This window comes from Microcoleus sp. Pol12B3 (assembly GCF_036701355.1).
In the GTDB taxonomy this organism is placed as follows: Bacteria; Cyanobacteriota; Cyanobacteriia; order Cyanobacteriales; family Microcoleaceae; genus Microcoleus.
The window spans coordinates 35,407-61,266 of the sequence record NZ_JAUBQS010000010.1 but is presented as its reverse complement, the minus strand read 5'-3'; the positions used below and the strand labels follow the sequence as shown (position 1 = coordinate 61,266).

The 25,860-nt window shown below is 45.7% G+C and carries 15 protein-coding genes and 1 pseudogene; 11 read left to right on the top strand and 5 right to left on the bottom strand.

Translation table 11 applies throughout. From position 1 onward, the window contains the following. Window positions 1-48 precede the first annotated feature (48 nt). The gene (locus QUA53_RS07385; RefSeq protein ID WP_333095931.1) at window positions 49-999 is read left to right on the top strand and encodes an ATP-binding protein; all 951 of its coding nucleotides are present in this window, start codon (window positions 49-51) and stop codon (window positions 997-999) included. Between the two features lie 157 nt (window positions 1,000-1,156). Beyond that, entirely contained in the window at window positions 1,157-2,548 is a 1,392-nt protein-coding gene (locus QUA53_RS07380; RefSeq protein WP_333095932.1) for an ATP-binding protein, read from the top strand. A gap of 258 nt (window positions 2,549-2,806) precedes the next feature. Here the strand turns inward: QUA53_RS07380 and QUA53_RS07375 are convergent, their stop codons facing one another. Beyond that, complete coding sequence (locus QUA53_RS07375) at window positions 2,807-4,174, bottom strand: TldD/PmbA family protein (protein ID WP_333095933.1); 1,368 nt, start codon at window positions 4,172-4,174, stop codon at window positions 2,807-2,809. Window positions 4,175-4,632: 458 nt separating this feature from the next. On the opposite strand from QUA53_RS07375, the gene QUA53_RS07370 reads away from it, so the two are divergent. The 4 genes from QUA53_RS07370 to QUA53_RS07355 all read left to right on the top strand — a co-directional run bounded on the left by QUA53_RS07370 (window position 4,633) and on the right by QUA53_RS07355 (window position 14,165). After that, window positions 4,633-8,898, top strand: a complete 4,266-nt coding sequence (locus QUA53_RS07370; protein ID WP_333095934.1) for a PAS domain S-box protein — start codon at window positions 4,633-4,635, stop codon at window positions 8,896-8,898. A 291-nt stretch (window positions 8,899-9,189) separates the two neighbouring features. After that, a complete protein-coding gene (locus QUA53_RS07365) occupies window positions 9,190-10,029 on the top strand; it encodes a DUF1361 domain-containing protein (protein WP_333095935.1) in 840 nt (279 codons plus the stop codon). 220 nt (window positions 10,030-10,249) lie between these two features. Continuing rightward, a complete protein-coding gene (locus QUA53_RS07360; RefSeq protein WP_333095936.1) occupies window positions 10,250-12,214 on the top strand; it encodes an ABC transporter ATP-binding protein/permease in 1,965 nt (654 codons plus the stop codon). Window positions 12,215-12,521: 307 nt separating this feature from the next. Beyond that, on the top strand, window positions 12,522-14,165 hold the full coding sequence (locus QUA53_RS07355; protein WP_333095937.1) for an NB-ARC domain-containing protein: 1,644 nt from the start codon (window positions 12,522-12,524) through the stop codon (window positions 14,163-14,165). A 67-nt stretch (window positions 14,166-14,232) separates the two neighbouring features. On the opposite strand, the gene QUA53_RS07350 is transcribed toward QUA53_RS07355, so the two are convergent. The 3 genes and pseudogenes from QUA53_RS07350 to QUA53_RS07330 form a co-directional block, all read right to left on the bottom strand. Beyond that, complete coding sequence (locus QUA53_RS07350) at window positions 14,233-15,963, bottom strand: NAD(P)H-quinone oxidoreductase subunit 4 (RefSeq protein WP_333095938.1); 1,731 nt, start codon at window positions 15,961-15,963, stop codon at window positions 14,233-14,235. A gap of 280 nt (window positions 15,964-16,243) precedes the next feature. Next, a pseudogene (locus tag QUA53_RS29150) lies at window positions 16,244-16,996 on the bottom strand (hypothetical protein). A gap of 102 nt (window positions 16,997-17,098) precedes the next feature. After that, on the bottom strand, window positions 17,099-18,028 hold the full coding sequence (locus QUA53_RS07330) for an ADP-ribosylglycohydrolase family protein (protein ID WP_333095942.1): 930 nt from the start codon (window positions 18,026-18,028) through the stop codon (window positions 17,099-17,101). A 274-nt stretch (window positions 18,029-18,302) separates the two neighbouring features. Between QUA53_RS07330 and minC the strand changes: the two genes are divergently transcribed. From minC to minE, 3 genes are all read left to right on the top strand, one after another. Beyond that, window positions 18,303-19,109: a septum site-determining protein MinC gene (gene minC / locus QUA53_RS07325; RefSeq protein WP_333095972.1), complete on the top strand. Its 807-nt coding sequence runs from the start codon at window positions 18,303-18,305 to the stop codon at window positions 19,107-19,109. A 332-nt stretch (window positions 19,110-19,441) separates the two neighbouring features. Further along, window positions 19,442-20,248 (top strand): septum site-determining protein MinD, encoded by an 807-nt coding sequence (gene minD, locus QUA53_RS07320; RefSeq protein WP_333041590.1) that lies wholly within the window; start codon window positions 19,442-19,444, stop codon window positions 20,246-20,248. A 209-nt stretch (window positions 20,249-20,457) separates the two neighbouring features. Further along, window positions 20,458-20,829, top strand: coding sequence for a cell division topological specificity factor MinE (gene minE / locus QUA53_RS07315; RefSeq protein WP_333095943.1), 372 nt, complete (start codon window positions 20,458-20,460; stop codon window positions 20,827-20,829). Between the two features lie 215 nt (window positions 20,830-21,044). Here the strand turns inward: minE and QUA53_RS07310 are convergent, their stop codons facing one another. Then, window positions 21,045-22,214: a DUF58 domain-containing protein gene (locus QUA53_RS07310; RefSeq protein WP_333095944.1), complete on the bottom strand. Its 1,170-nt coding sequence runs from the start codon at window positions 22,212-22,214 to the stop codon at window positions 21,045-21,047. A 147-nt stretch (window positions 22,215-22,361) separates the two neighbouring features. On the opposite strand from QUA53_RS07310, the gene QUA53_RS07305 reads away from it, so the two are divergent. Both QUA53_RS07305 and QUA53_RS07300 read left to right on the top strand, forming a co-directional pair. Then, window positions 22,362-23,642, top strand: coding sequence for a PilT/PilU family type 4a pilus ATPase (locus tag QUA53_RS07305; RefSeq protein ID WP_333095945.1), 1,281 nt, complete (start codon window positions 22,362-22,364; stop codon window positions 23,640-23,642). A 575-nt stretch (window positions 23,643-24,217) separates the two neighbouring features. After that, the gene (locus QUA53_RS07300) at window positions 24,218-25,849 is read left to right on the top strand and encodes a polysaccharide biosynthesis protein (protein WP_333095946.1); all 1,632 of its coding nucleotides are present in this window, start codon (window positions 24,218-24,220) and stop codon (window positions 25,847-25,849) included. The last annotated feature ends 11 nt before the right edge of the window (window positions 25,850-25,860 follow it).

The following is a 25,860-nucleotide window of genomic DNA, read 5'->3' as shown; positions in this document are numbered from 1 at the left end:
CGATCCGGGCAGCATCAGATACTACTTCCAGTTTACACCGTAACCGCCTTGGCGGTTGCTATAAAAGAAAATCAGCGCTTGCGGGAGTCAGAAGCCCGCGCTAGAGAAGAAGCTCAGCATTTACACAACTATATGCAAGACTTACAAAAGACCCAAGCTCAACTGATTGAGACCGCAAAAATGTCTTCTTTGGGTCAAGTGGTTGCGGGGATTGCCCATGAAATTAACAACCCCATCAATTTTATCTACGGCAATATCAGCCACGTCAGTGATTATATTCAAGACCTACTGCATCTGCTGCATCTTTATCAGCAGTACACCCCTCCCAGTTCTGAGATTCAAGCTGAAACCGAAGCCATAGATTTGGAATTTATGATAGCAGATTTACCCCAAATTTTGGTTCCGATGAAAGGAGGTGTTAACCGCATTCAGAAGATTGTTTGGTCTTTGCGTAACTTCTCAAGGCTACAGGAAGCTAACATAAAGTCGGTTGACATTCACGACGGGATAAAAAGCAGCCTGCTGATTTTGCATAATCAATTTCAAGCAAGGGCCGCGCGTCCAGAGATTCAAGCGATCGAGGAGTACAGCAATCTGCCTTTAGTGGAATGCTATGCCGGAGAACTCAACCAGGTGTTTATCAACATCCTTTCTAATGCGATTGATGCTTTGAATGAGTACAACAAACAACGCATCCTCCCTTGCCCGCTGGCCATTACTATTCGCACTTTTCTGCTAGAGGAAAAATCCCCTGTCGTCATTCAAATTCGGGACAATGGGCCTGGAATAACGGCCGAGGTGAAAGACCGCATTTTTGAACCATTTTTTACTACTAAGCCTGTAGGTGAAGGTACCGATTCGGGTCTCTATATAAGCTACCAAATTGTACAGGAGAAGCATGGGGGCGCATTGAACTGTTTTTCCGAGGTGGGGCAGGGAACAGAGTTATGGATTGAAATTCCAATCAGACAAACTACGGCGGCACTCGACCTTAGCTAATCAATCGACTTCTATCAAACTCAGAGCCTATTCCAGCCATCCGGTTTGCCATTGTACAAATCAGCCTTTTCATTACTTCTGAAATAATCTATAATAAAACGTAAAGTAGATAAATATTACTCGTCGGATAATTTAATGAAACCCAGGAGTTCAAAAAATGTCGCCTACGACCGAAATAGCTCGCAATCTGCCAGCTAAAATATTATTTGTGGATGACGAGCCAGATTTAGAATCTTTAATTTGCCAGAAATTTAGACAAAAGATCCGCACTGGAGAATACCAAGTTTTTTTTGCACACAATGGCGTAGAAGCGCTTTCAACGTTGCGAGAGCAGCCTGATATAGATATTATACTGACAGACATTAATATGCCAGTCATGGATGGCATGGCTTTGCTCGCGAAACTTAACGAGCTAGTTACTATGGTCAAAACAGTAGTTATATCTGCCTATGGCGACTTGGGAAATATCAGAAAGGCAATGAACGGCGGGGCATTTGACTTTTTAATTAAGCCTCTAAATTTTCAGGATTTAGAAATTACAATTAACAAAACTTTATGCCATGTGCAACAGCTAAAGGAAAACGAGCGCTCCCGCCAAGAAAGAGAGGATAAATTGCGGCAATCGGAAGCGCGAGAGCGAGAAAAAGCCATCCAATTAGAACTGGCATTGCAAAATTTACAGCGCACCCAGTCTCAGCTTATTCAGACTGAGAAAATGTCAATCTTAGGACAACTAATTGCAGGTATTGCCCACGAAATTAATAATCCAGTTAACTTCATCTATGGCAACTTAACTTATGTAAATGATTACACTCATCAGCTATTGAGTTTAATCACGCTTTACCAGCAGCACGATGCCCATAAATACCCTGAAATCGATGCTTTAATTGAGAAAATAGAGCTGGAATATATCCAAGAGGATATGCCTAAAATGCTGTCTTCGATGAAATTGGGGGCAGAACGTATCCGTCAGATTGTGCTGACGTTGCGGAACTTCTCGCGCCTAGACGAAGCTGAGATGAAACCCGTTAATATTCACGAGGGAATCGATAGCACTCTAGTGCTTTTGCAGAGTCAGCTCAAGGCTAAGCCGAATTCTTCGTCTATTAAAGTTATTAAAGAATACGGAGATTTGCCACAAATAGAATGTTATGCCTGTCAGTTGAATCAGGTATTTATGAATCTCTTGAGCAATGCCATTTATGCCTTGAATCACTATGATAAAAAAGGCAGCCCGGAGCAAATTAAAAACGAGCCTAGGACGATTACGATTGCTACTTCTATGCTGAATCGCGAATGGGTAAGAATCAGTTTTAAAGATAATGGATCGGGGATGACAAGCGATGTAATAAATCGGTTGTTTAATCCTTTCTTCACCACTAAACCTCTGGGTGATGGCACTGGCTTGGGATTATCGATCAGCTATCAGATTGTTGTCGAGAAGCACGGCGGAGATTTGAAGTGTTTTTCGCAGCCAGATCAAGGTGCAGAATTTGTGATTGAGATTCCCATTAACCAGAGGGATCGGGTACAGATGAAGGCGAGTTAAGGGGAATTAAATAAAAATCAGGGTAAACTCTGGTAAAATCTCATATCACGATCGCACTTCCCCAATTTTTCTGTAATTTCTGAAGTCTCCCAAACACCGAACACCGAACGACCTAGCTGAAGCCGTCAATAGTAGATTTTGAGTGATTTGTTAACTTATCAGTGTCCCGGAATGGTTAAGGTGAGGCGTGAGGGCGCAAGCACGCCTTCACCATGTGCCAGTTGCGTCAGTTTTGAACTAATGACTAATGACTAATGATTACCTTCCTCCGACTACAACATTTTTAATCCGGAGATGGGGGCCGCCGACACTGACGGGCAAACCACTTTGGCCATTTTTACCGCAACCGCCGTAGGCATAAACCGAGTCGTTTCCTATAGACTCAATATCTTTTAAAGTCTGAAATACATTGCCACTTAAAGTGACATCGCTCACGGGTTCGGCTAATTTGCCGTCACGAATCATGAACCCTTGAGCCGCCGCAAAGGTAAACATTTCGCCGTTGGTTTGTCCTCCCAACATCCGCACTGCATAAACTCCTTCGTCAATGTCGGCAACCATTTCGTCAAAAGAATGTTCGCCAGACTCGATCGCAGTATTAGTCATCCGCACCAAAGGCATAAAAGTAGCACTCAGAGCCCGGGCATTTCCCGTCGGACTTTCGCCCATTTTGCCCGCAGTCTCGCGATTGTGCATCCGAGTGGCTAAAACTCCATTTTTAATTAAATGCTTGCACTGAGCCGGCACGCCTTCGTCGTCATATTTCAAAGTTCCCGGCAATCCCGGCACAGTTGCGTCGTCAATTACATTCAATTGTTCGATCGCCACAGGCTTGCCCAAAGTCAACAATTCCTGCATTTTCGGGTTTTCGTAAATGCCGTCTGCTTCCGACAAATGCCCGAAAGCTTCGTGAATAAAAACCCCCGACAAATAAGGGTCTAAAATCACCGGATACTGACCGCCTTTCACTGATTTCGCCTCTAGTTGGCCTACAGCTCGAACGGCAGCACTCTTAACACGATCTTCAATATTTGTCAAGACATCGTAATCCGATCGCGAGTGAATCGACTCAAACCCTTGGCGGACGACACCGCCCTCGCCGCGGGCGATCGCCCCGAAACGCCCGGTCACGTCCAAGCGCTCTTGAGCGATGCAAGTACCTTGAGAATTCACAAAATAAGTAATGCCGAATCTGTCGCTGTAACCTGCCATTGTCGTCTGAATTCGCGGGTCGTAATCTAACAGCAACTGATTGTAAGATTCGAGCAATTTCCGCTTTTCGGCTAGAGTAATAGAGCGCGGGTCGCGGCCCAATTCCACCGCGACATAATCTTGAATCGGGGTGGCATCTGCTAGTAGAGTTTTTTCGCTGCCAACCAAACGAGACTGGACTACAGCTTCTTCAATTCGGTCTTTTAACTCAGCTAAACCGTTAAAAGTTACAAAACTCCAGCCGCCTTTATGACAGGCGCGGATGCCGCCGGCAAGACTAAAACTGCGGTTGACAGCATCTAACTGAGGGCCGCGAAAACTAATCGCAGTTGACTCGCTTTGTTCGAGGCGAACTTCCAGATAATCCACGCGATCGCGGTAAGGTGCGATCGCTTCCATCAACTGTTCTTGCATCAAATTGCCCCTATGAATGATTGGCCGTAGCGCTGAAAAAAATTATTGCTAAACCTATTTTAGCTAATAACTCCAGTCTTTCGGGTGCGCGCTCCCCCACCGCTCTGGTGCTGGCGCGGCGCACCCTAACCGATAAATGCCGAGTCAACCAATTTTAGATTTTAGATTTTAGATTTTAGATTTTAGATTGATCCGTCCTGAGCCTGCGCCTTGGAATGAATCCGGGGGCTTATGACCACATTACTTTCGGTCAGTCAATTTGAGATTTAAAACTTCGTTCACAGAATAGATGATTAGAGGCAAGCCGATCGCCCACGTTCAGCGGGCGTCCTAGAAGACCCAAAACTCGTGCTAGCTTGCGAAAAGCCCGGTATCCCCGAAAGCTTGCCTTTGTTTATAGAAATCAAACTAAACTAAATCTATCTAAAGACGTAAAAAAATACCTTAACCCCCGGCAGATGGAATACTTTAAGGTTAAAAAATTCCAAATTTCACCGTATTTAGCAGCTATTTCGGCATCAATAGCAATTTTGGTCGGAGTTGGCATTTTAGATCGATCGGAACAGCGACGGTTTTTGCAGTACAACCGCGCTAGCACCCTCGATCGCCTCAGCACAGTCCGTTCTAAGCTCGAAGGCGCTTTGAATTCCCGCGTGTTTTTGACGCGGGGTTTGGGGGCTTACCTTTCCAATAACCCAAACATCACCGAAGCCGAGTTTGCAGCGACGGCGAGAATTCTGGTGGCAGAGCAAGCCGGCATTCGCGCCATAACTTTAGTTAAAGGCACGAGGGTCGCTTACATTTATCCACGGGAGGGAAATGAAGCGGTGATCGGGGTTGACTTGACGGCGCTACCCGCACAGCGACAAATGGTCAAAGAGGTTATCTACACCAGAAAAACTTTGCTAGCCGGGCCCGTGAAATTACTGGAGGGGGACGAGACGTTTATCAGCCGATCGCCGATTTTTCTCACACCTTCGGGCGCCGAGCCTGAAACAGGAGTTTACTGGGGCTTGACAGGTTTGATCATCGACAAAAATTCCCTGATTGAAGAAGCAGGACTCAACGACTCCTCAGCGAAGCTCCAATACGCTCTGCGGGGCAAAGACGGGAAGGGAGCATCCGGCCCTGTGTTTTTCGGTGATGGGTCAATTTTTCAGCACAATCCCGTGCTGCTGGAAGTGACTTTACCCAACGGTTCCTGGCAGTTGGCAGCAATTCCGGCGGGAGGATGGCCTGCGAATTCGCCGTTTAGGGGGTGGCTGCTCTTCGGAGGCGACTCGCTGGCACTTCTGACCGGGGTCGCAGTTTTTAGCTGGGTGTACGGCCGTGCGAAACTGCGTTCGAGCGAAGTTAAGTACCGGCAATTAGTTGAAAATGCTAACAGCATGATTGTGCAGTTAGACAGTGAAGGCAAGATTACTTTTTTTAACGAGTTTGCTGAAACTTTTTTCGGGTATTCAGAAGCAGAAATCATCGGCAAAAGTGCGATCGGCACAATTATACCGAAAACAGATTTATCCGAAAGTGACCTGGCGGCAATGATTCGAGACTGTTTGACACAGCCGGAAAAATACTTCCAAAACGAAAATGAAAGCATCCGCAGCAAAGGGGAAAAGGTGTGGATAGCGTGGACAAATAAACCTTTACTAGATGCGAAAGGAAATTTGGCAGGACTGCTTTGTATCGGGACGGATATTAGCGATCGCAAACAAGCTGAAATCGCCCTCCAAGCTTCAGAATCCGAACTTCGAGCTTTGTTCGCTGCCATGAACGACGTAATTTTCGAGCTCGATATTGAGGGACGGTTCCTGAAAGTTGCCCCGACAAATCCCCAATTATTGTACAAGGACACGGCGGAATTTGCAGGTAAAAAAATTAACGATTTATTCGATCCAGAAAAAGGAAAATTTTTTCTGGAGCAAATTCGCACCGCCCTAGCTAAAAATCAAACCTTTACTTTTGAATATAACCTGGAAATTGCCAGCATACAAAAGTGGTTTGCCGCTACAATTTCGCCGATGAAAGAAAAAACGGTTCTGTGGGTGGCTCGCGACATTACGGAGCGAAAACAAGCTGAAAATTGGTTAACCGGTCAGAAACAAATTTTAGAAAAGATTGCTAAGGGCGCAACTCTTGGCGAGACTTTAAATACTTTAGTTAAAATTATCGAGCAGCAATCTAGAGATGTCATGGGTTCGATATTGCTTCTAACTCCAGATGGCGAACATTTACTTCACGGAGCCGCGCCCAGTTTGCCCGACAGCTACAATGCTGCTATTCATGGCATCGCCATCGGCCCGGATGTCGGTTCCTGCGGCACTGCTGCCTTTAGTCGCCAACAGGTAATCGTTACAGATATTGCCAGCGATCCTTTGTGGAAAAATTTTCGAGATTTAGCCTTGAGTTTTGGACTGAGAGCTTGCTTTTCTACTCCTATTTTCTCATCTCAGGGTCAAGTTTTGGGAACTTTTGGAATGTATTATCCCCAACCCCGCTACCCCCAAAAATTTGAGTTGCAATTGATAGAAGCGATTATTAATTTAGCAGGAATTGCGATCGAACGCAACCATGCCGAAGAAAGTCTCAAAAAGCTAAATCAAGAACTAGAAAATAGAGTCAAAGATAGAACTGCTCAATTGATGCAAACTGAAGAACGCTGGCAGTTAGCACTCAAAGGCAACAATGACGGCATTTGGGATTGGAACTTGCAAACAGGGGAACTATTCCTGTCCGATCGATTTAAAGAAATAACTGGATACGAACACAGCCAAACTCTCGATTACTTTGGCGAATTGAACAGGGGTACGCATCCCGACGATTTAACCTTAGTAATGCAAGCTCTCCAAGACCACTTAAACAAGAAAACGCCGCATTACATCACCGAGTACCGATTGTGGTGCTACAACAGCACCTACAAATGGATATTGAGTCGGGGACAAGCTTTGTGGGACGCATCTGGAAAAGCAGGCCGCATGGTGGGTTCAATTACTGACATTACGGAGCGCAAACAAGCAGAAGAAGCACTGCGGGAAAGTGAGGCAAGATTCCAAAAGCTATCTGCTAATTTGCCGGGAATCATTTATCAATGTTTGTTGCGTGCAGATGGCTCTGTTAGCTTCCCTTACATGAGTCCTGGTTCCCTAGAAATGTTTGAGTTAGAACCAGAAGCTGTTCTGCAAAATTCGGCTTTGCTAACAGATTTGGTTCATCCCGACGACCGCCAAAATTACTGCGAATCTGTTGCTATTTCAGCGCAAACTTTGCAGCCTTGGCAGTGGGAAGGACGGCTGGTGCTGCCTTCGGGCAAGGTTCGCTGGTTTCAGACAAACTCGCGTCCTGAAGCTAAAGAAAATGGCGATATTCTTTGGGACGGCATCACCGTTGATGTTACCGATCGCAAACAAGCTGAGTTAGCTTTGCAAGAAAGCCAGCAGTTCATTAAAAAAGTAGCCGATGCTACTCCCGGTATTTTGTATCTCTACGATTTGGAAGAACAGCGAAATATCTACACTAATACTTCAATGAAGCAGCTTTTGGGCTATAGCAGCGATGACATTACAGCGATGGATTCGTCACTAATGCCTCAGCTAATACACCCGGAAGATTTGCCTAAAATTGGGAAACATCACGCCAGCTTTACAGGAGTTGAAGATGGCGAAACTAGGGAAATTGAGTACCGGGTGCTGGCAGCAGACGGTCAATTGTTGTGGCTGCAAAGTCGGGATACTATTTTTAGCAGGAGTGCGGACGGTAAGGCTAAAGTAATAATTGGAGTTTCCCAGGATATTACGACTCGCAAGCAAGCAGAGGAAGCACTGCGGCAAAGCGAGGCGCGAGAAAGAGAAAAAGCTCGAGATTTAGAGTCAGCGCTGCTGGAATTGCGCTCTACTCAAACTCAGCTCATTCAAACTGAAAAGATGTCTTCTTTGGGGCAATTAGTCGCAGGGATCGCTCACGAGATCAATAATCCCGTTAACTTCATTCACGCTAACATTGATTATCTCAACCAGTATACAAAACAGTTACTCGATCTGGTGACTATTTACGAGCATGAGTATCCCGAACCTAATTCAAAAATTCTCGCTCGCATAGAAGAGATTGATTTGGGTTTCATGGCTGAGGATTTAAGAAAAATTATGGGTTCAATGCAGGTAGGAACCGAGCGTATCCGGCAAATTGTGTTGTCCCTCAGAAATTTCTCGCGACTCGACGAATCGGCAATGAAGCCGGTTGATATTCACGCGGGAATTGAGAGTACATTGTTAATTTTGCAGCACCGCTTGAAGAGTCGAGACAGCCGCCCGGAAATTGAAGTAATTAAGGATTTTGGAAAACTGCCACTTGTGGAGTGCTATGCGAGCCAACTGAATCAGGTATTTATGAATATTATTGCTAATGGAATTGATGCTATTGAAGAACGATATCACCAGTTATCGGTTCCAGAATCAGAGACAAAGAGTGGACGGATTGCTATTTCCACGGGTGTAACTCCCCAGAAAACTATTAGGGTAGAAATTTCGGACAACGGTACGGGCATTCGCGATGAAATAGTTGATAGAATTTTTAACCCGTTTTTTACTACGAAAGCTGTGGGAAAAGGTACGGGGCTGGGAATGTCTATCGCGCACTCGATTGTGGTGGAAAAGCACAAGGGTAAGATTGACTGTATTTCATCCATAGGATGCGGAACGACTTTTAAGATTGAGATTCCGTTTGACTAAGTGCATGAATAGTAGGGTGCGTCAGTCGATTTTAGATTTTAGATTTTAGATTTTAGATTTTAGATTTTAGAATTCACTCCACAGTGGTAGAGGGCGTCAGTCGATTTTAGATTTTCAGGCGCGGGCGTCGAGTCATAAGCTGAGGCACCCTACAACTATTAGCAGTTCCTGATTTTCAGGCGTGGCATTTGGGGTCATAAGGTGACGGACCCTACAAGTTAACGACTAAAATAGATTGAAGCTGCTAAGGAAGCGGTGCTGCATCAAACCTTTAATTGTATAAAAATTGACATGATGGGATTTATCCTGGAAGCGCTGCAAGCAATGGGACACAATGTCCGGTGGATGTCTTGGAATTTGTTTTTGGCTTTAGTACCACTGGGCCTGAGTTTTTGGCTGTTCCGCAAACCTCGATCGCCCTGGCTGCTGTGGGGTACGGCCTTTCTCCTGGGCGCTACTTTTTTGCCCAGTACGCGCCATGTTTTGGCTTATCTGAAGCACATTGTGCAAGATGTGGGCAAAACTTACGTTTTGGGCGCGATCGCCATTACACTCGCATTGATGGCTGTAGACATTTGGGTACTCCGGCAGCGCGGAGTTCGCTCTCTCCGGTGGTGGGGCGGTTTTTTCTGGTTTATCGCATTTTTGCCTAATGCGCCCTACGTTTTAACTGATATCATTCACCTCATACGTCAGATTAAAGAGGGGAACTCGGTGTGGATTGTGACTCTAGCTTTGATCCCGCAGTATCTGGCGTTTATGCTGGTTGGGTTTGGGGCTTACGTGCTGTCGGTAATGAATTTGGGTTACTATTTGAAGCAACAGGGTTGGAGTAAATTTATCCTGGCAACGGAGATAACTATACACGCACTTTCGGCGATCGGCATTTACTTAGGGCGATTTATCCGCTTCAACAGTTGGGACATTCTGACTAACCCCGATGCGCTAGTTAACACCGTAATGAACGATTTGATAGGCAAGCGTCCGGTCTTAGTCATGGCGGTAACTTTTGTAGTAATTGCTGTTTTGTACTGGCTAATGAAACAAGTAATTTTAGGAATTAGCCAACGATTTTACAGCAGTAAATTGCAGTCCGACTTGGCCGGCGATAGCGCAACTTCTTCCAGCTAGAGCAATTTGAGATTTGAGATTAAATAATTGATTCAACAGATGAATCTAAAAGCTTGAAGTAAGTTCCTAAGCTTTTTCTGTCAACCAGTTAACTCGGAAAACAAGTTTCCGTCTGTGGGTGAGACAAAATTTTCGCGAAAGTCCGAAATAAATTACTGCTGCATTTTGTCACCAGGCTTGATATGTTAGAAAAGTCAAAGTAGTTTTGTAAACAGCAAAGATGAATCGATTTGACCGTCAGTTGTGGCAGAGATTTATTGCGATCGCTCAACCTTACTTTTATCCTTTAGAGCCGGGAGGTGGCAGAATCTTTTTAGGATTAGTAGTGCTGTTGTTGATATTTCTGTTCGCTGCGATGTTTGTGGCTGTCAGTGTTATTAGTTTGGTTGCTCAAGTCTTATTTCCAGAGGCTTTTAACGGGGTTGCGGCTGGCTTAGCTACTTTAATCAAAGAAATTATCTACTCACCGACAATTGCGATCGTTGGTTTAATGCTAATCCTCCCGCTGGCTGCTTTTGTCTTTTTTAGAAGCAAGCTGATACCGCGCTGGAAGCAGTGGATAATGTTAGCTCTGCTGCTATTTTTGTCGCTGTCTGTTAGCGGAATTAACGTAGTCATTAGCTATATTAGTAATTTTTTCACGACAGCGCTGGCTGAAAAAGATCAAATTACTTTTTGGCGGTTTATGTGGGTTTATGCTGGAGTTTTTATTATCGGTACCCCGATAGTTGTTATTTACGGGTATACTCAAGATAAACTGGGATTGTACTGGCGAGAGTGGATGACTGATAGTTTCCTAGGTAGTTATTTGCAAAACCGCGCTTATTACGAAATCAATTCTCAGAAGGAAATCGACAATCCCGACCAGCGGATTGCGGAAGATATCAAATCTTTCACTAGCACAAGTTTAGAGTTTTTGCTGCTGATATTGGGAGCAGTTATCGATATTATTTCTTTTACAGGGATTCTCTGGTCTATTTCCAAAGCTCTTTCGCTCGGACTAATTATTTATGCTGTCTTTGGCACTACAGTCATGGTAATTTTTGGCAAAAGGTTGATATTTTTGTACTTCAACCAGCTCTCCAAAGAGGCTGACTTTCGCTATGGATTGGTTCACATTCGGGACAATGCAGAATCAATTGCTTTTTACCGGGGAGAAGCACAGGAATCTATTCAGGTAAAACACCGCTTTTTACAAGCTGTTCGGAACTTTAATTTGCTAATTGGTTGGCAGCGAAATCTGGGATATTTTAGAGTGGGCTATAGATATGCAACTTATATTATTCCTTCTTTATTCCTGGCTTCTATCTACTTTGCAGGTGAGATCCGATACGGTGATATTACTCAAGCTGAATTTGCTTTTCGTCAGGTTTCCGATGCCTTTTCTTTGGTTGTATATAGGATTGAAAGCTTGAGTTTGTTTGCAGCGGGAATTAATCGTTTAGCCACGTTTAATGACTCTATAAAAAATCAAAAAACTGCTGTACAACTAGACTTCAGAACAATCGATACAGTTATAAGTTCGCAATTGACACTGGAACACGTTACTTTAGATACTCCCAAGCATCAAAAGACTTTGATTAGCGATTTGTCGGTAGCAGTGCAGCCCGGTGAAGGACTGTTAATTGTCGGCCAAAGCGGTGCTGGGAAGAGTTCTTTGCTGCGGGCAATTGCGGGTTTGTGGGAATCGGGAACGGGCCGTTTGGCGCGGCCGGAATTGGGGGAGATGCTGTTTTTGCCGCAGCGTCCTTATATGATTTTGGGTAGTTTGCGATCGCAACTTCTGTATCCCAACACCAGCAGCGAGGTTGATGAGGAAAAATTGCGTCGCGTTTTGGCATCAGTAAACTTAGCAGATTTGCCGGAAAGATTGGGCGGCTTTGATGCGGATTTAGATTGGGGTGAGATTTTGTCGCTGGGAGAACAACAGCGTTTAGCTTTTGCTAGATTGTTATTGACGGAACCGCGATATACTATTTTGGATGAGGCGACAAGTGCTTTGGATTTGAAGAACGAGCAACATTTATACGAGCAGTTGCAAGCCACTAAAACTACTTTTGTGAGTGTCGGTCACAGAATGAGTTTGTTGCAATATCACCAGCAGGTTTTGGAACTTTTGGGCGATGGGGGTTGGCGACTGGTTTCGACGGAAGAATACCGCGCTAGTACGAAGGTTTTTAGCTGAGACAGCACTGCTTTCAGGGATTGTACATTTACCCGGTTGTGGGTGCGCGGTGGGTGGAGGCGCGGTTGAAGATTTATAGTTGGGTTCTACAGAGGAATCGCCGCGGCTCCACCAACCCTATAATAGGTTCTACTAAAGTTGTATTCTTTTTTTGAAGTGGTATCACGATCGATAATTGGTATAAATATCTAAAACTGCCCAAACAAAAAGCAAGCTGAACTTTGGCGGATTCGATTTAATTGCTCGCCCGCGAGAACTCACAGAATATAATGGAAGATAGATTTTTAGTATAGGCGAGATTCTTACCTTGACTACTCCGATTCCTCAAAGCTTTGTGCAAACGATCGCTAAGGAGCGCGGCGTCACAGATGCCGAGTTAGAAACAGTCTTTATGGCTCTCGACGGTCAATCTACGGCGACAATTGCAACCAAGCTTGGCATTAGCGACATCGCGGTTCGCAAAAGACTCGGCGAAGTTTACAAAAAGTTTCATATCGGGGGGAACGGCCCTGGAAAGCTTTCGGAATTGAGGCATCAGTTGCTGTTTTCATACCACACCGATCAGGGAACGAGCGATTTTAGTCGAGGTAAAGGCTCTCTATTGAAGATGGCGATTGGACACCGACAGGAAGATTGGGGCCAAGCACCGGATGTTTCGGTTTTTTACGGACGGACTGAAGAATTAACTACTTTAAAGCAGTGGATTGTATCAGATAATTGTCGGCTGGTAGCGCTGCTGGGTTTGGCTGGTAGCGGCAAAACAACTCTTTCAGTGCAGTTGGCAAAACAGGTACAGAATGAGTTTGATTTTGTGATTTGGCGATCCCTGCGATCGACACCAGCACCATCCGATTTCCTAGGAAGCTTAATTCAACTTTTTTCTAACCAACAAAAACCCGATGTGCCGTTAGCCGAGCCCTCGAAGAGGATCGACCTCAACAGCAAAATTTCGCGATTGGTCGAGTATCTGCGGAAACACCGCTGTCTGGTAATTTTAGACGATTTTGAAGCGGTTCTCAGACCCGAAGAATTAGCGGGACACTACCGGGAAGGCTACGAAGGATATCGAGATCTAATCGTGCGGCTGTGTGAGGTCAATCACAATAGCTGTTTACTGCTAGTTAGTTCGGAAGAACCTACAGAACTGGCTTTGCTGGCGGGAGAAAAAGTGCGGTCTTTAAAACCTGCTATTTCCTCGGAAATAGCCCGGGAAATTTTCCAAGAAAAAGGTTTGTTGCCTCAAGAGCGAGAGTTGGAAATCTTGTTATCTCGGTACGGAGGCAATCTGTTAGCATTAAAGATTGTAGCGACAACAATTAATGAGTTTTTCGAGGGGAATGTTTTCAAGCTTTTGGAAGCAACGGCTTTATTTATTGAAGAACATATCAGCAATTTGTTGGCGCAGCAGTTCGATAGAATATCGAGCTCAGAACAAGATATTGCCTACTGGATTGCTATTGCTCAAACCCCGATTTCCCTGCCAACTTTACGAGAGCAGATGTTCGTCAATTCATCGTTTTCAGATTTGCTGAAAAATCTCGATTCTCTGGGTCGTCGCTCGCTGATTGACAAAATCAGTGAGGGCGGGGAAACTTTTTTTATGCTTCAACCTTTGATCGTGCAATATGTTACCGACAGATTAGTGGAGCAGATTCGAGCAGAGGTTTTGGAGACAGTTAAGACGCAAGGAAGAGAAAGAATGCGGCTGTTGAAAACTCACAACTTGAGCATCAACATTGCTAAACGGAAAGGCGATAAAGGCAAACCAAGTAGCTCTATTTTAGCATTAGTAAAAAATCGGTTGCAAGTTTTGTTTGTGAAGACGACAGGCTCTGAAGAACCGCTAAAGATCTTGAATAAAGTTGTCTCGGATCTGGAGGATGAATCGATTCTTGAGGTGGGATATGCTAGGCAGAATCTGGCACAGATTATTTCAGAAATTCAGCGATAAGAAAAAAGCGATCGCCCTTTGACAAAAGCGATCGCCCAATTTTTAACAAAAACAGAATTCGATAAAATTATTTGACAATGCCAAAAACCGATGCAGATTCAGACCGTGTAATTTTGTCCAAAGCAGGCGATTTTTGAGCTTGGGCAATCTTGGGAACCAAAAGTTGATTCGCATAAATCCGAGGATTTTGTTGAGCGATTTGGATGTAAGATTGGCGGACTTCTGCGTTGACTGCGACAGTCTTGGCATCGTAGACTTGCATCGCCATGTTGGGATAAAAACCAATGCCGACAATCGGTATCAAAAAGCAAAAGGCGATCGCCACTTCCCGAGGTTTAGCATCAATAAACGGTGCATCACCCGGCAAAACGCAACTATTACCAAAACAAACCGCTTCATCCAGATTTTTTCTCTGATTCTGCAAATTTAGATCCTCAAGGTCGCAAGCCGCTAGTGTCCCACAGTTATAAAATAACTGTCGCAGCATTGAGAGCAAATAAATAGGCGTCAAAATCAGTCCTACGGCAGCCAGGAACACTGTCACCGCGCGGAAAGAACTGCTGTACATATCGCTAGTTGCGACGCCCACAAACACTGAGAGTTCGCTAGCAAAACCGCTCATGCCGGGGAGTGCCAAGGATGCCATCGCGCCTGCGGTAAACAAGGCAAACACTTTCGGCATGACTTTTCCAATCTCGCCCATCTCGTCCATGATCATTGTATGGGTGCGATCGTAAGTAACGCCAGCCAGGAAAAACAATACTGAGGCGATTAAACCGTGGGAAATCATTTGCAACAGCGCCCCGTTGATTCCCAAATCCGTGAAGGAAGCAATACCCAACAACACGAATCCCATGTGAGAAATCGACGAATTCGCTAAGCGGCGCTTCATGTTCGATTGGCCGAAGGAATTCAGCGCCCCGTAGATAATGTTGACCACGCCGAGCACCGCCATAATCGGTGCAAAGTAAACGTGTGCTTGGGGAAGAAGTTCCAAGTTCAGCCGAATCAGCCCGTATCCGCCCATTTTCAGCAATACGCCGGCCAGAATCATCGACACGGGAGAAGATGCTTCACCGTGGGCATCAGGTAGCCAAGTGTGGAAGGGGAAAATCGCCAGTTTCACACCGAAGGCAATCAGCAATCCCGCATAAAGCAGTAATTCTAAACCCAGTGGATAGTCCTTCAAGCCAAGTTCTACCATGTCGAAGGTGGGGGTGCCTCCGCCGTAGAATGCCATTGCTAAGGCAGCTATTAAAATAAAGATGGAAGCGCCTGCGGTATAAATCAAGAATTTTGTAGCTGCGTAGCGGCGGTTTTGTCCGCCCCAAATCGAGATGAGGAGGTACACCGGAATTAGTTCTAGTTCCCAGACAATGAACAGCAGCATGATGTCTTGGGCGACGAACACTCCTATTTGTGCCGAGTACATCACCAGCATCAGGAAATAGAAGAGTCTCGGCTTGCGATCGACTTCCCAGGCTGCAAAGATTGATAGTGTCGTCACCAATCCCGCCAACAATACCAACGGAACTGACAGTCCGTCAACCGACACAGACCAGTTGAGGCCTAAAGAAGGTATCCAGGAATATTGCTCTACGATTTGGAAAGTAGAGATGCTTGGATCGTAATGAGTCCAAAACACCCAGCACATTAATACAAAATCTGCAATACCTACGCCTAGGGCATACCAGCGAATGGTTTTGCCGTCTGTATCCGGCAGGAAAGGGATGGCGAGGGAAGCTAGGAGGGGTAGGATGACAATTGCGGTCAGCCAAGGAAATTGATCCGCTACCATAGTGAGAATAAATACTTAGTTGGAAGTTACCAAAATTATAATACTAAATTTAATTAAAACTTAAGATTTATTCATAAATATTTTTTATATCGAGACAAATGCGGAGAATAATATCACGAATTGCTACAAACGTCAATTGATTTTCGATTTTTAATTTTTGATTTTCGATTCAGGACTTAGGGACAAAAAAATATAGCGTTTTGTAGGCACAATCTGCCTGTGGTTGCGCCTATTCTGGTAGAGGGTTGGATCAGTTCTGTGTATTAAGGGCGATCGCAAATTAGCTTTCCATCAGCGTGCAATCTGGATCGACTCCCAATTCGCGCAACTTAGCCGCCAATCGTTCAGCCCTTTGGCTTTCCTGGTCAGCCCTTTGCCTTTCTTGCTCAGCTTGTTCTGAACTCCACAGCAACAAATTACCTAAATTATCCCACCAGCGCAGCCAGTTCATAGTTTGTCCCAACCTTTCCCCGGACCAAATCCCCAGATATAGTTCCAGTTGTGGAATGCACACCCGCCCCTGCTCATTGGCTGAATGTAAAACATACCGCCGATCTTACAAATAGCGCACTTCTAAAATACCTTCGTATGGATCGTAAGTGACATAAGTAGATACTTGAAGAATCTCTTCGTAAAAGTGGAGTTTGCCATAGGGCGGAGTTGCTCTGACCCATAATTCTCCTCCCTCTGCTTCCGAGAGAAACTCCATCACATCGCCACATTAGCACCTTCAGTATTAGGAGTATAACTACCGCGAATTACCCCCTCTGCTAGAAGGCACTTGTGGCACATAAAACCAGTCTGGAGCTTTGAAAACAATTGTTTTATTGGCTGTGGCGACTAGCCCAAAATTAGAGCCAATCAGCATTTTTGTCTGGATACATCCTGCGGCTACCAGTGCATCGGTGAAACCAGCGGCGAGAGAAGATTGTTGAATATTTTCCACCGGATAGTCTGGTAATACGAAGTTAGCTGGTAGGGTTTTCCAGGTGACGGTTGGTTTGGCTTTGATAGACTGGCCTTCGAGTACCATTGTATTAACCATCAACCAGAAACGTTTGTGTAAATCTATTTATATTAACTCAAGTTGCTGGTTATTGTAAAAACAAAGAAGGTTGAAAACTGATATAAGGATTCAGAGCGATCTATATAAAGTCAAAAGCCGATCGCCAAAAGATGCAATTAAAGAGCGATATACTAATTGCGATCGCCATTTTTCCGGTATTCCCCCCTCCCCGTAAAAAGCCCCCGCCAATTGTCCGTAAACCGCACCAGTAGTATCCGCATCGTCGCCCAAATGCACAGCCAACAAACAGCCTTCCGCAAAATAAGAACTGTTGTAAAACGCCCAAAGTGCAGCCTCCAAAGACTTGACAACATAACCCGTACCTTTAATTTCAGGAGGTTGTCGCAGTTTAAAAGAACCCGCCGCAATCTCATCAATCTCTGCCACCAGGGGATTTGCTGCCCAATATTCCGAAATCGGACAATATCTTTCCGAAAGCAACACATCTTTAGCAACTCCATTCACAGCCCCCGCAATTAAAGCACCAAAATAGCGGCAAGCATCCACACAAGTAGCAGCACCGTGAGTAGTTCTCGAACTTTGTCCAGATTTTTCTATGACTTCCAAAGGATTTGTAGCATAAAACAAAGGCACGGGAGCCAAGCGCATAATCGAACCATTGCCAGCAGTCCAAGCATCCGTAGAACCGCAATAAGGTTTGTTTGTATCTTCAAACTGCCAAAGTGCTTGTTGCACCGTATTGCCAATATCAAAACATTCACCCGTACTGCTCAAATGTCCGTCTCGCCACCACCGCAAATAAGTTTCTAACTGATGGACAGGATCGAAACCTTGTTTCTCAATCAAACTTTCAGCCAAACAAAGCGCCATCGAAGTATCATCAGTCCACTCGCCCGGTTGCAATCGAAACGGGCCGCCGCCAACTATATCGTTAATAGGCACAAACGTTCCTGGGCGACAGAACTCTAAAGTTGTTCCCAAAGCATCACCAACTGCTAAACCTAGGAGACTGCCGCGATAACGTTCTATTTGTTGCATATAGTAATGGGGAATGGGGAATGGGGAATGGGGAATGGGGAATTGGTAATTCAGGATTTATGCACGGATCGAAGAAACCGGGTTTTTTAGCGAATCGGCAAGTTGCAACGAAGTATTTTTGTAAAAAAAACCGGTTTCTAGACCTCCATGCGTAAGTCCTATAATTGTCTAAAGTGCGCGTGGAGTCCCCTGCTAATGACTAATGACTAATGACTAATGACCACTCAGGCTAATATTGATGTTAACCTGTCCCTACCCGAACTCAGACCTGTCCATGACACCCGATGCCACCGCCGGAGTTACTTCCGCCCCTGCCACTCAATCAACACCCGAAGTCAGCTTGGAGCTGCAAGTCCGACTCAAAACCGAAGATGGACAGCTACTGTTGCTACTCCCCCCAGAAACCAATAGCGAACCCGCAACAGCCTCCGCCTCGACTTGGACTGAACTTTGGCAGCAGCTAAAAGTCAGGCTGAACGCAGGAGAACGCTTTTGGCAGCCAAACGCAGAAGTACAATTGATGGGGAGCGATCGACTTTTAGATATCCGCCAACTGCAAGAAATCGCTGAGGCCCTCTCCGAAGTGGAACTGCAACTCAAACGAGTCCACACCAGTCGCCGCCAAACCGCCGTTGCCGCAGCTACGGCAGGTTATTGTGTAGAACAGCAGCCTCCGGTTTCTTCCCTGAATAAAGCCGCCTCTGAAAAACCGCAATCGCTGGCGGAACCTTTATATTTGCAGATGACAGTGCGATCGGGCGTAGAAATTCGTCATCCAGGCACCGTCGTACTTTTGGGAGACGTAAATCCCGGCGGCTCAGTCATCGCCGGAGGCGATATCCTAGTTTGGGGCCGTTTGCGGGGAGTAGTGCACGCCGGTGCCGGTGGCAATACCAAAAGCGTGATTATGACCTTGCAGATGGAACCGATGGTGATTAGGATTGCTAAGTATGTTGCCAGAGGCCCAGAAACCTCACCCGCTCAGTTTTTCCCGGAAGTCGCCTATGTGACGCCCCAAGGGATTCGGATCGGTAGAGCCTCTGATTTTGACAAATCGCAGTTAGTCGGGGGTAATGAGTAATCGATAATTGGTAATTGTTAATGGATAATTAGGAATTAGTAATGAGTAATTGGTAATACTATTTCTCTTTAAGCCGGCACTTGATACTTTTTCCCTTGGCTAAATGAGCCACTAAAGGACGATTTAAAAATCAAGTGCAAATTCATAGAGAATTAGTATTACAAGAAGAGTTTTGAGTGTTGAGTTAATTCACTGAATAACAGATTGCTGCAAAATTACCCAAAAATAATTGCTAATTATCAACCAATAATAAAATCAATTACCAATTACCAATTACCAATTACCAATTACTAATTCCCAATCACCAATTCCCAATAAATCTAAAATCGCTTATGGCTCGCATTATTGTTGTTACATCAGGGAAAGGCGGTGTAGGAAAAACCACCTCCACAGCCAATCTCGGCATGGCTTTAGCTAAGCGGGGGCGCAACGTTGCCGTAATTGATGCCGATTTCGGTCTCAGAAATTTAGACTTGCTGCTGGGCTTAGAAAATCGGATTGTTTACACGGCATTAGAAGTTCTCGCTGGAGAGTGCAGATTAGAGCAAGCTTTGGTGAAAGATAAGCGGCAGCCGCGCTTGGTGTTGTTGCCGGCTGCCCAAACTCGGATGAAAGACGCCATCAGCGCCGAGCAAATGAAGCAGCTTGTGGGGATGTTGGGACCAAAATACGACTATATTTTGATCGACTCTCCTGCGGGGATTGAACAAGGTTTTCAAAATGCGATCGCGCCGGCTCAAGAAGGGATAATTGTCACCACTCCCGAAATCGCTGCAGTCCGCGATGCCGATCGAGTCATCGGTCTGCTGGAAGCCAACAACGTCAAGAAAATCAACCTAATCGTCAACCGGATCAGACCCGCAATGGTGCTGGCAAATGATATGATGTCGGTGCAAGACGTGCGGGAAATCCTCGCCATTTCGCTGTTAGGCGTCGTTCCCGACGACGAGCGCGTCATCGTTTCCACCAACCGAGGCGAACCATTAGTATTGTCGGAAACGGCCTCTTTAGCTGGAACTGCCTTCGACAATATTGCCCGCCGCTTAGAAGGCGAAAAAGTTGATTTTCTAGATCTCAATCCCCGTCGGGAAAACTTCTTTACTCGCCTCCGCAAGTTCTTAAATACTAAAATTATGTGATGTGATCATTGGCGATCGATCTTTAACAGCAGCGACCGCATCACAAAAACTACCCCAAATTTTCCCCCAGTGACACCAGTTACCAAAAAGAATGAAACTGTAGACCAGCCCCAAACTAGACGGGAATCAGTGATTCCCCAATCGAAAATCGAAAATCGAAAATGGTATGACCTTTTCTATGCCTAACCCTTGACAAACCCGCCCGACCCATGATCTATACACTTCTCGAACGACTTTTCCCGCGTACCCCCGACAACAGCCGCGACGAGGTAAAACGGCGCCTCAAACTGGTTCTAGCCCACGACCGCTCAGAACTCAGCCCAGAAATGGTTGAGTCGATGCGCCGAGAAATTCTAGAGGTGGTATCTCGCTACGTGGAAATCGATACCACTGGGTCTGAGTTCTCGCTGGAGAGCGACCAGCGAGCCACAGCACTAATTGCAAATCTCCCGATCCGGCGAGTCCGGCTCGAACATCCACCGGAGAATGTGCCCAAGAATGTGCCCCCGAATCGGCCAGAGAATCGACCCGAATATGTACCGGAGTATGTAGTCGAAATTCTCCCCGACACTACAGAGTGATAAGGGTTGAGCTTTTATTGCCAGACAAAGAGTTCGATTCGAGCCGATTGGCATTTAAATTAAACTATCTCTCTAGAATTAAAATATTGTGGTGGGCACTCTTAGGTAGCCCAAAATATGTGATCTAAAAGAGAAAAAGTTTCTGATACCTAAAAACTCATGAAGTTAATTTTTATAACTCATCGCTCTTTCCAGAAAAGCTTGCGGGGACTGTTTTAATAACTAATCGCTCTTTCCAGAGGATCTTGTAACTGAAGTTCTAAGGCTCTGCCGGAGCGAATTTCTAAACCAGGTAACTCATGTTTGACTAACATTTTTTCGCGTGTTTCAGCAGTTGCCAACGGCCAGAGTACCCAGCGGCTGCCTGGGGAAAGAGTGCTTAAAGTTGCAGAGTTTTGAGTCAGCCAAATTATCGGCAGTTTCGGCCGATTCTCAACCGCATCTTCGCCAGCATTAACCGCCGCTAAAGTTTCCAAAACTACTCGGTTGCCCGAAACGATTCCAGTCCCGGCAGTCCAAAGTTTGACGTTTAAGAGGCGCTTGCTAGCATAGAAGTAAAGAGACGCAGCAACTGTCACGGCCCGTTCAAATTCTTCTAGCTGCCACGCCGCAGCGCTGTCGAGAGCAATAATAATTTCTTGACCGCCCGCTGCAACTTCCAACTCTCTTACCCGCAGTTCTCCGTAGCGGGCGCTGGTGCGCCAGTGAATCAGGCGGGTGGGGTCTCCGTGGCGGTAAGGTCTCAGGTTGCGGGTGAGGCCTTCGGTAGCAGTTTGCGATCGACTGCGATTGTAAAATTGCGGGCTGTCTTCTTGACCGATGCGATCGATCAAAGGACAAGTGCTCAACGGCAAAACTTGTGGATACACAACCGCCACCGCTTTGACTGGGCGGCTGCGCCGGCACCAAAACAACCCTAAAGGTGCCGCCGTCCTCAAGTTTACCTCTTGCCACCGATAGACCCCGCGCTGCCGGACTTCTAAATAGTATGTATCTCTGTATATACTGTTAGGCTCTATGACTTCGATCGGGCGGACGACTGGTTCTGCCAATACAAACGGCAAGATGTCTACGACTTGCAATAGAGTCTTAGGTTGGCGGGCGCTATTTTCGATTTCTAGTTCGACGGTGATTCGATCGCCCGCACTCACCGGTTCGATCGGGCGGCGACGCACTTCCAAGGAATGGAGCGATTTTCCAGGCAAAACCGCCGCTACTCCCAACAGCGCCAAACCCCCACCGCTGAGCACGTACAGCCACCCAGACATTGTATTAGTCGCGGACCCAAAAAAGAAAACTGTCATCCCCAACAGCAGCCAACCCGCGTAGGCAGGGGTAACAGCGCGATTCTCCAGCCAGTCGGCGATTTTGTGACCGATGTTCATAGGAGTTTAAATTGTTAATTACTCGATCGCCCCATCAAGCCTAATTGTAAAATATTCTCAGCATTTAACACCGAATTAGCTGCGAGCGATAAGATTAGAAATCGGGCATTTTTTCGCAATAAATCTACATTGACTGGAGACAAAAAAATGAACCCATTAAACAATCCTACACCCCTTCGACCAGAGGCTCAAGCCCGCCGAACACCGCCGCCGCCGCCGCCCTTGGCTGCAACTCCCGCGCCGCCTCCTGCACCTGCGCCGAGTCCGCCCCCCGCAGCCCAGCAGCGGCCTGTTGAGACACCCGTCAGCACGATCGAACAAATGGTCAGAGATGCCCATAGTGCCTCGGCTTCCGACATTCACATTCGAGTAGGCCAAGTACCTCGATTTCGGATTCGTGGCGTGATGCAAGTAGCAACCACCCACCCCAAAGTAACGCCAGAAATTTTTGAACAGTACCTAGCCGAAATTCTCACCCCCGAACAGCGAAAACAGTTTGCAACTACCAAGGAATTAGATTCAGCAATTTTTTACCCTGGCTTCGTGCGGTGTCGGCTAAACTGTTTTGAGTCTCTCAGCGGCGGTGCCATAGTATTGCGATTGATCAGTTTGGAAATACCTACTATCGATTCCTTGAGGTTGCCAGAAGTTTTCAAAAGTATTATTTTGCGGTCGCAGGGATTAATATTAGTTACGGGGCCTACCGGTTCGGGGAAATCGACAACCGTAGCTGCGATGATCGACCACCTCAATCAGATGGAGCAAAAGCACGTAGTTACCATTGAAGACCCGATCGAATTCATTCACCCTTCTAAAAAATGCTTGGTTAGCCAGCGGGAAGTCGGCTTGCATACCCACGAGTTTCAACAGGCTTTGCGGGCTGTTTTGCGGGAAGACCCGGATGTGATTCTGATCGGGGAAATGCGCGATCGCGTTACCATCAATACAGCATTGCAAGCAGCTCAAACAGGTCACTTAGTATTGGGAACTCTCCACACTCGCAGTGCCATTAACGCTATTAACCGATTGTTGAACCTCTACCCCCCCGAAGAACAACAGGCGATGCGGATTCAAATTTGCGATTCTTTAGTAGCGGTAATTGCTCAACTTTTGCTGCCAACTGTTGACAACCGTCGAGTAGCAGTTCACGATATTTTGGTGAATACACCTGCCATGCACGATTACTTGATGAAAGGTGCTGATGATGAAGCTTTCCGATTAATGGAACATGATACTTACGAAGGAATGCAGATCATCAACCAGGGTCTTTACAAACTGGTGCTTGAAGGCAGAGTGACGATCGAAGAAGCAGCAAAAACTTCTCCCGAAGCTAGCGATTTAGATCGCCGCTTGCGGACAGGAGGCTACGATGTTGGGGATGCTCGTGGCTTTGAAGGCAGCAAAAAAGAACGCATCGTTCGCGCCTAGTAGCAGCACACATACAGGGGTAGCCACAGCACTACCCCACCCATTAAGTAGCAATCTTTTCAGCAGACGCCAAGATTGGGCGATTTTGTGCGTATTATTACTTAAAAATTTTAGTTTATTTAGTAGCAACAAATACATTTTATTTAAGTAATAAAATGCTATTATCAATATCAAGTATAGTGTTAAGTTTTTTAAACACCGACCCTACTTTACATTAACTTTAAAATTGCGTAAAAACTCGCAGGTGATTACAAAGAAATGGTAAAGATCTGTTCTGAGTATTGCCAACAGTCAGCAACTTAAGTTTATAGTTGTAGAGACAAATTTTGCACAGAGAAGGTTCCGACTTTGCCGATCGCTAAAGTAAGTAGGTAAAAAAAGCGCTTAATAAAACTACAAGTATGCTTAATACAAGCAATTAGTAGCAGAACCAAGCGCGTATCTTTCGGATAAAGTAGCTTTCAGTCTAAAAAATCCTAAATCCAAGCAGGCTTTTAAAAATTCTGTCCCTCAAAAATCTGTTTAACAATTTAGAATCAGCAACCGTATCCCTAGAAATTAAAGGAGGCTAAAAAGTGAAGAGTGCATTTAACCCATCAGAAGTGTTTGAAGGTGCCAGCAAAGCAGAAATCATCGATCGCATCCAGCAGCTAGTTCCGCCGGGTTCCCCGGAACCGCAACATCCTGAAATCCTCGGAGCCTTACAAACTCTCACCGCACAGCTAATCAGGGCATATCAAGCCGACGGACAATTAGAAAGCGAACCTTTTAGTGACGTGCGCGGTCGCACTATTCACCTATACGCATCCGCAATCAGCAACCAAATAAAAGGAAAAACCATCCTCATCACCGGTGGAGAAGGATGTGTCGGTCGTTTCTTAATCGCAAAACTCCTCGAATTAGGCGCAACTAAAATCATTTCCGCAGACAACGCCCGATGTCAAAACCCCGAAGAAAATCTCCCGCTTTTTACCAGAGAAGGTGCTGTAACTTTCTATGCCGTTGACATTCGCAACCTCGACGCGCTCAAACACATATTTGAGGTAGAAAAACCAGCAATTGTTTTTCACCTAGCGGCCCAGCGCCAACCCGGGCTAGCTGAAATCAAAATCCGAGAAACAGTTACAACCAGCCTGTTAGGATGTAAACACGTCATCCAACTCTGCGAAGAATACGGCGTAGAACACTGCATCTTCTCTTCTACAGGCAAAACATCTCGATATTTTACAACCGAAGTTTACGCCGCCTCGAAGAAGTTTGCCGAATGGCAATTTGCCAAAGCCGCTCAAGAAGGAAATGTCACTTACGGGATGGTTCGCTTTACTCATATGTTGGAAAATAGCTTGTTCTGCGAGCAAATGTCCAAAAAAGTAGAGCAAGGTAAAACTGTCAACGTTCACGCTCCCCACCGCTACGTAACTGCTCAAAATCTTTTTGAAGCCGTACATTTATTGCTGAATTCTCTGATTGTGTCCGTTCCCGGAAAACTGAAATTTGTTGCCGTGAGTAATCTCGGGTGGCCGACAGAAACCTTGGAAGTAGCTCTTTATAAAATTCTTGAATCTGGCAAAAATCTGCCGATTTATTTTCAAGGACTCTTGCCGGGATACGAAGAACCCTTTTTCCTTGGACAATTTGACTGGAAAAAACCTACAGACATTCACCTCCTAATTAATGTTTTGGAAGATCCTTTTAGAAAGGTTAACGATGCTGGCGACATGGTGATTGTAGAATTAGCTCCTTTTTCTTTGCGCGTGTTAGATAAACAAGTGTCGAAATTGGAAAACTTAATCATCGATCCTGCTTTCCCCGAAGTGCAAATCAAGCACGCTCTTGTCGCAGCGGAAAAAGAAGTGATTGCTTCATCTTTTGCGTGGAGTGCCCCTGAAGACTTGTTGAAGATTTTGCAGTGGGGAATCAATCCGAAGAAATTGCAAGGTTACGGAACCGAAATCGCTGACTATAGCGAGATTATCGAACTCCTCCTGCAAGGAATTTGCGGGCGGCTTAACCAAGAAGTCTTGCACAGTGCTGGAGTTACGGCAGATGAGTTTGATGACTTAGTTGAAAGTCTTTCTACGCTGGATTTGATTCAAGCAGAAGTGGGATATTTGCGATCGGTGTCGAGATATCTCAGAGAATTTGCACCCCCCGCACAGTTCACCACCAAAAAATCTGAACCTGTTGCTATCCCCGATGCAGCGTAGCTTAAACCTAG

What these genes read in the sequence shown, in the direction of transcription:
- QUA53_RS07380 (WP_333095932.1), top strand. Translation starts at nt 1,157, where the DNA reads ATGTCGCCTACGACCGAAATAGCTCGCAATCTGCCAGCTAAAATATTA.
- QUA53_RS07375 (WP_333095933.1), bottom strand. Translation starts at nt 4,174, where the DNA reads ATGCAAGAACAGTTGATGGAAGCGATCGCACCTTACCGCGATCGCGTG.
- QUA53_RS07370 (WP_333095934.1), top strand. Translation starts at nt 4,633, where the DNA reads ATGGAATACTTTAAGGTTAAAAAATTCCAAATTTCACCGTATTTAGCA.
- QUA53_RS07365 (WP_333095935.1), top strand. Translation starts at nt 9,190, where the DNA reads ATGATGGGATTTATCCTGGAAGCGCTGCAAGCAATGGGACACAATGTC.
- QUA53_RS07360 (WP_333095936.1), top strand. Translation starts at nt 10,250, where the DNA reads ATGAATCGATTTGACCGTCAGTTGTGGCAGAGATTTATTGCGATCGCT.
- QUA53_RS07350 (WP_333095938.1), bottom strand. Translation starts at nt 15,963, where the DNA reads ATGGTAGCGGATCAATTTCCTTGGCTGACCGCAATTGTCATCCTACCC.
- QUA53_RS07330 (WP_333095942.1), bottom strand. Translation starts at nt 18,028, where the DNA reads ATGCAACAAATAGAACGTTATCGCGGCAGTCTCCTAGGTTTAGCAGTT.
- minC (WP_333095972.1), top strand. Translation starts at nt 18,303, where the DNA reads ATGACACCCGATGCCACCGCCGGAGTTACTTCCGCCCCTGCCACTCAA.
- minD (WP_333041590.1), top strand. Translation starts at nt 19,442, where the DNA reads ATGGCTCGCATTATTGTTGTTACATCAGGGAAAGGCGGTGTAGGAAAA.
- minE (WP_333095943.1), top strand. Translation starts at nt 20,458, where the DNA reads ATGATCTATACACTTCTCGAACGACTTTTCCCGCGTACCCCCGACAAC.
- QUA53_RS07310 (WP_333095944.1), bottom strand. Translation starts at nt 22,214, where the DNA reads ATGAACATCGGTCACAAAATCGCCGACTGGCTGGAGAATCGCGCTGTT.
- QUA53_RS07305 (WP_333095945.1), top strand. Translation starts at nt 22,362, where the DNA reads ATGAACCCATTAAACAATCCTACACCCCTTCGACCAGAGGCTCAAGCC.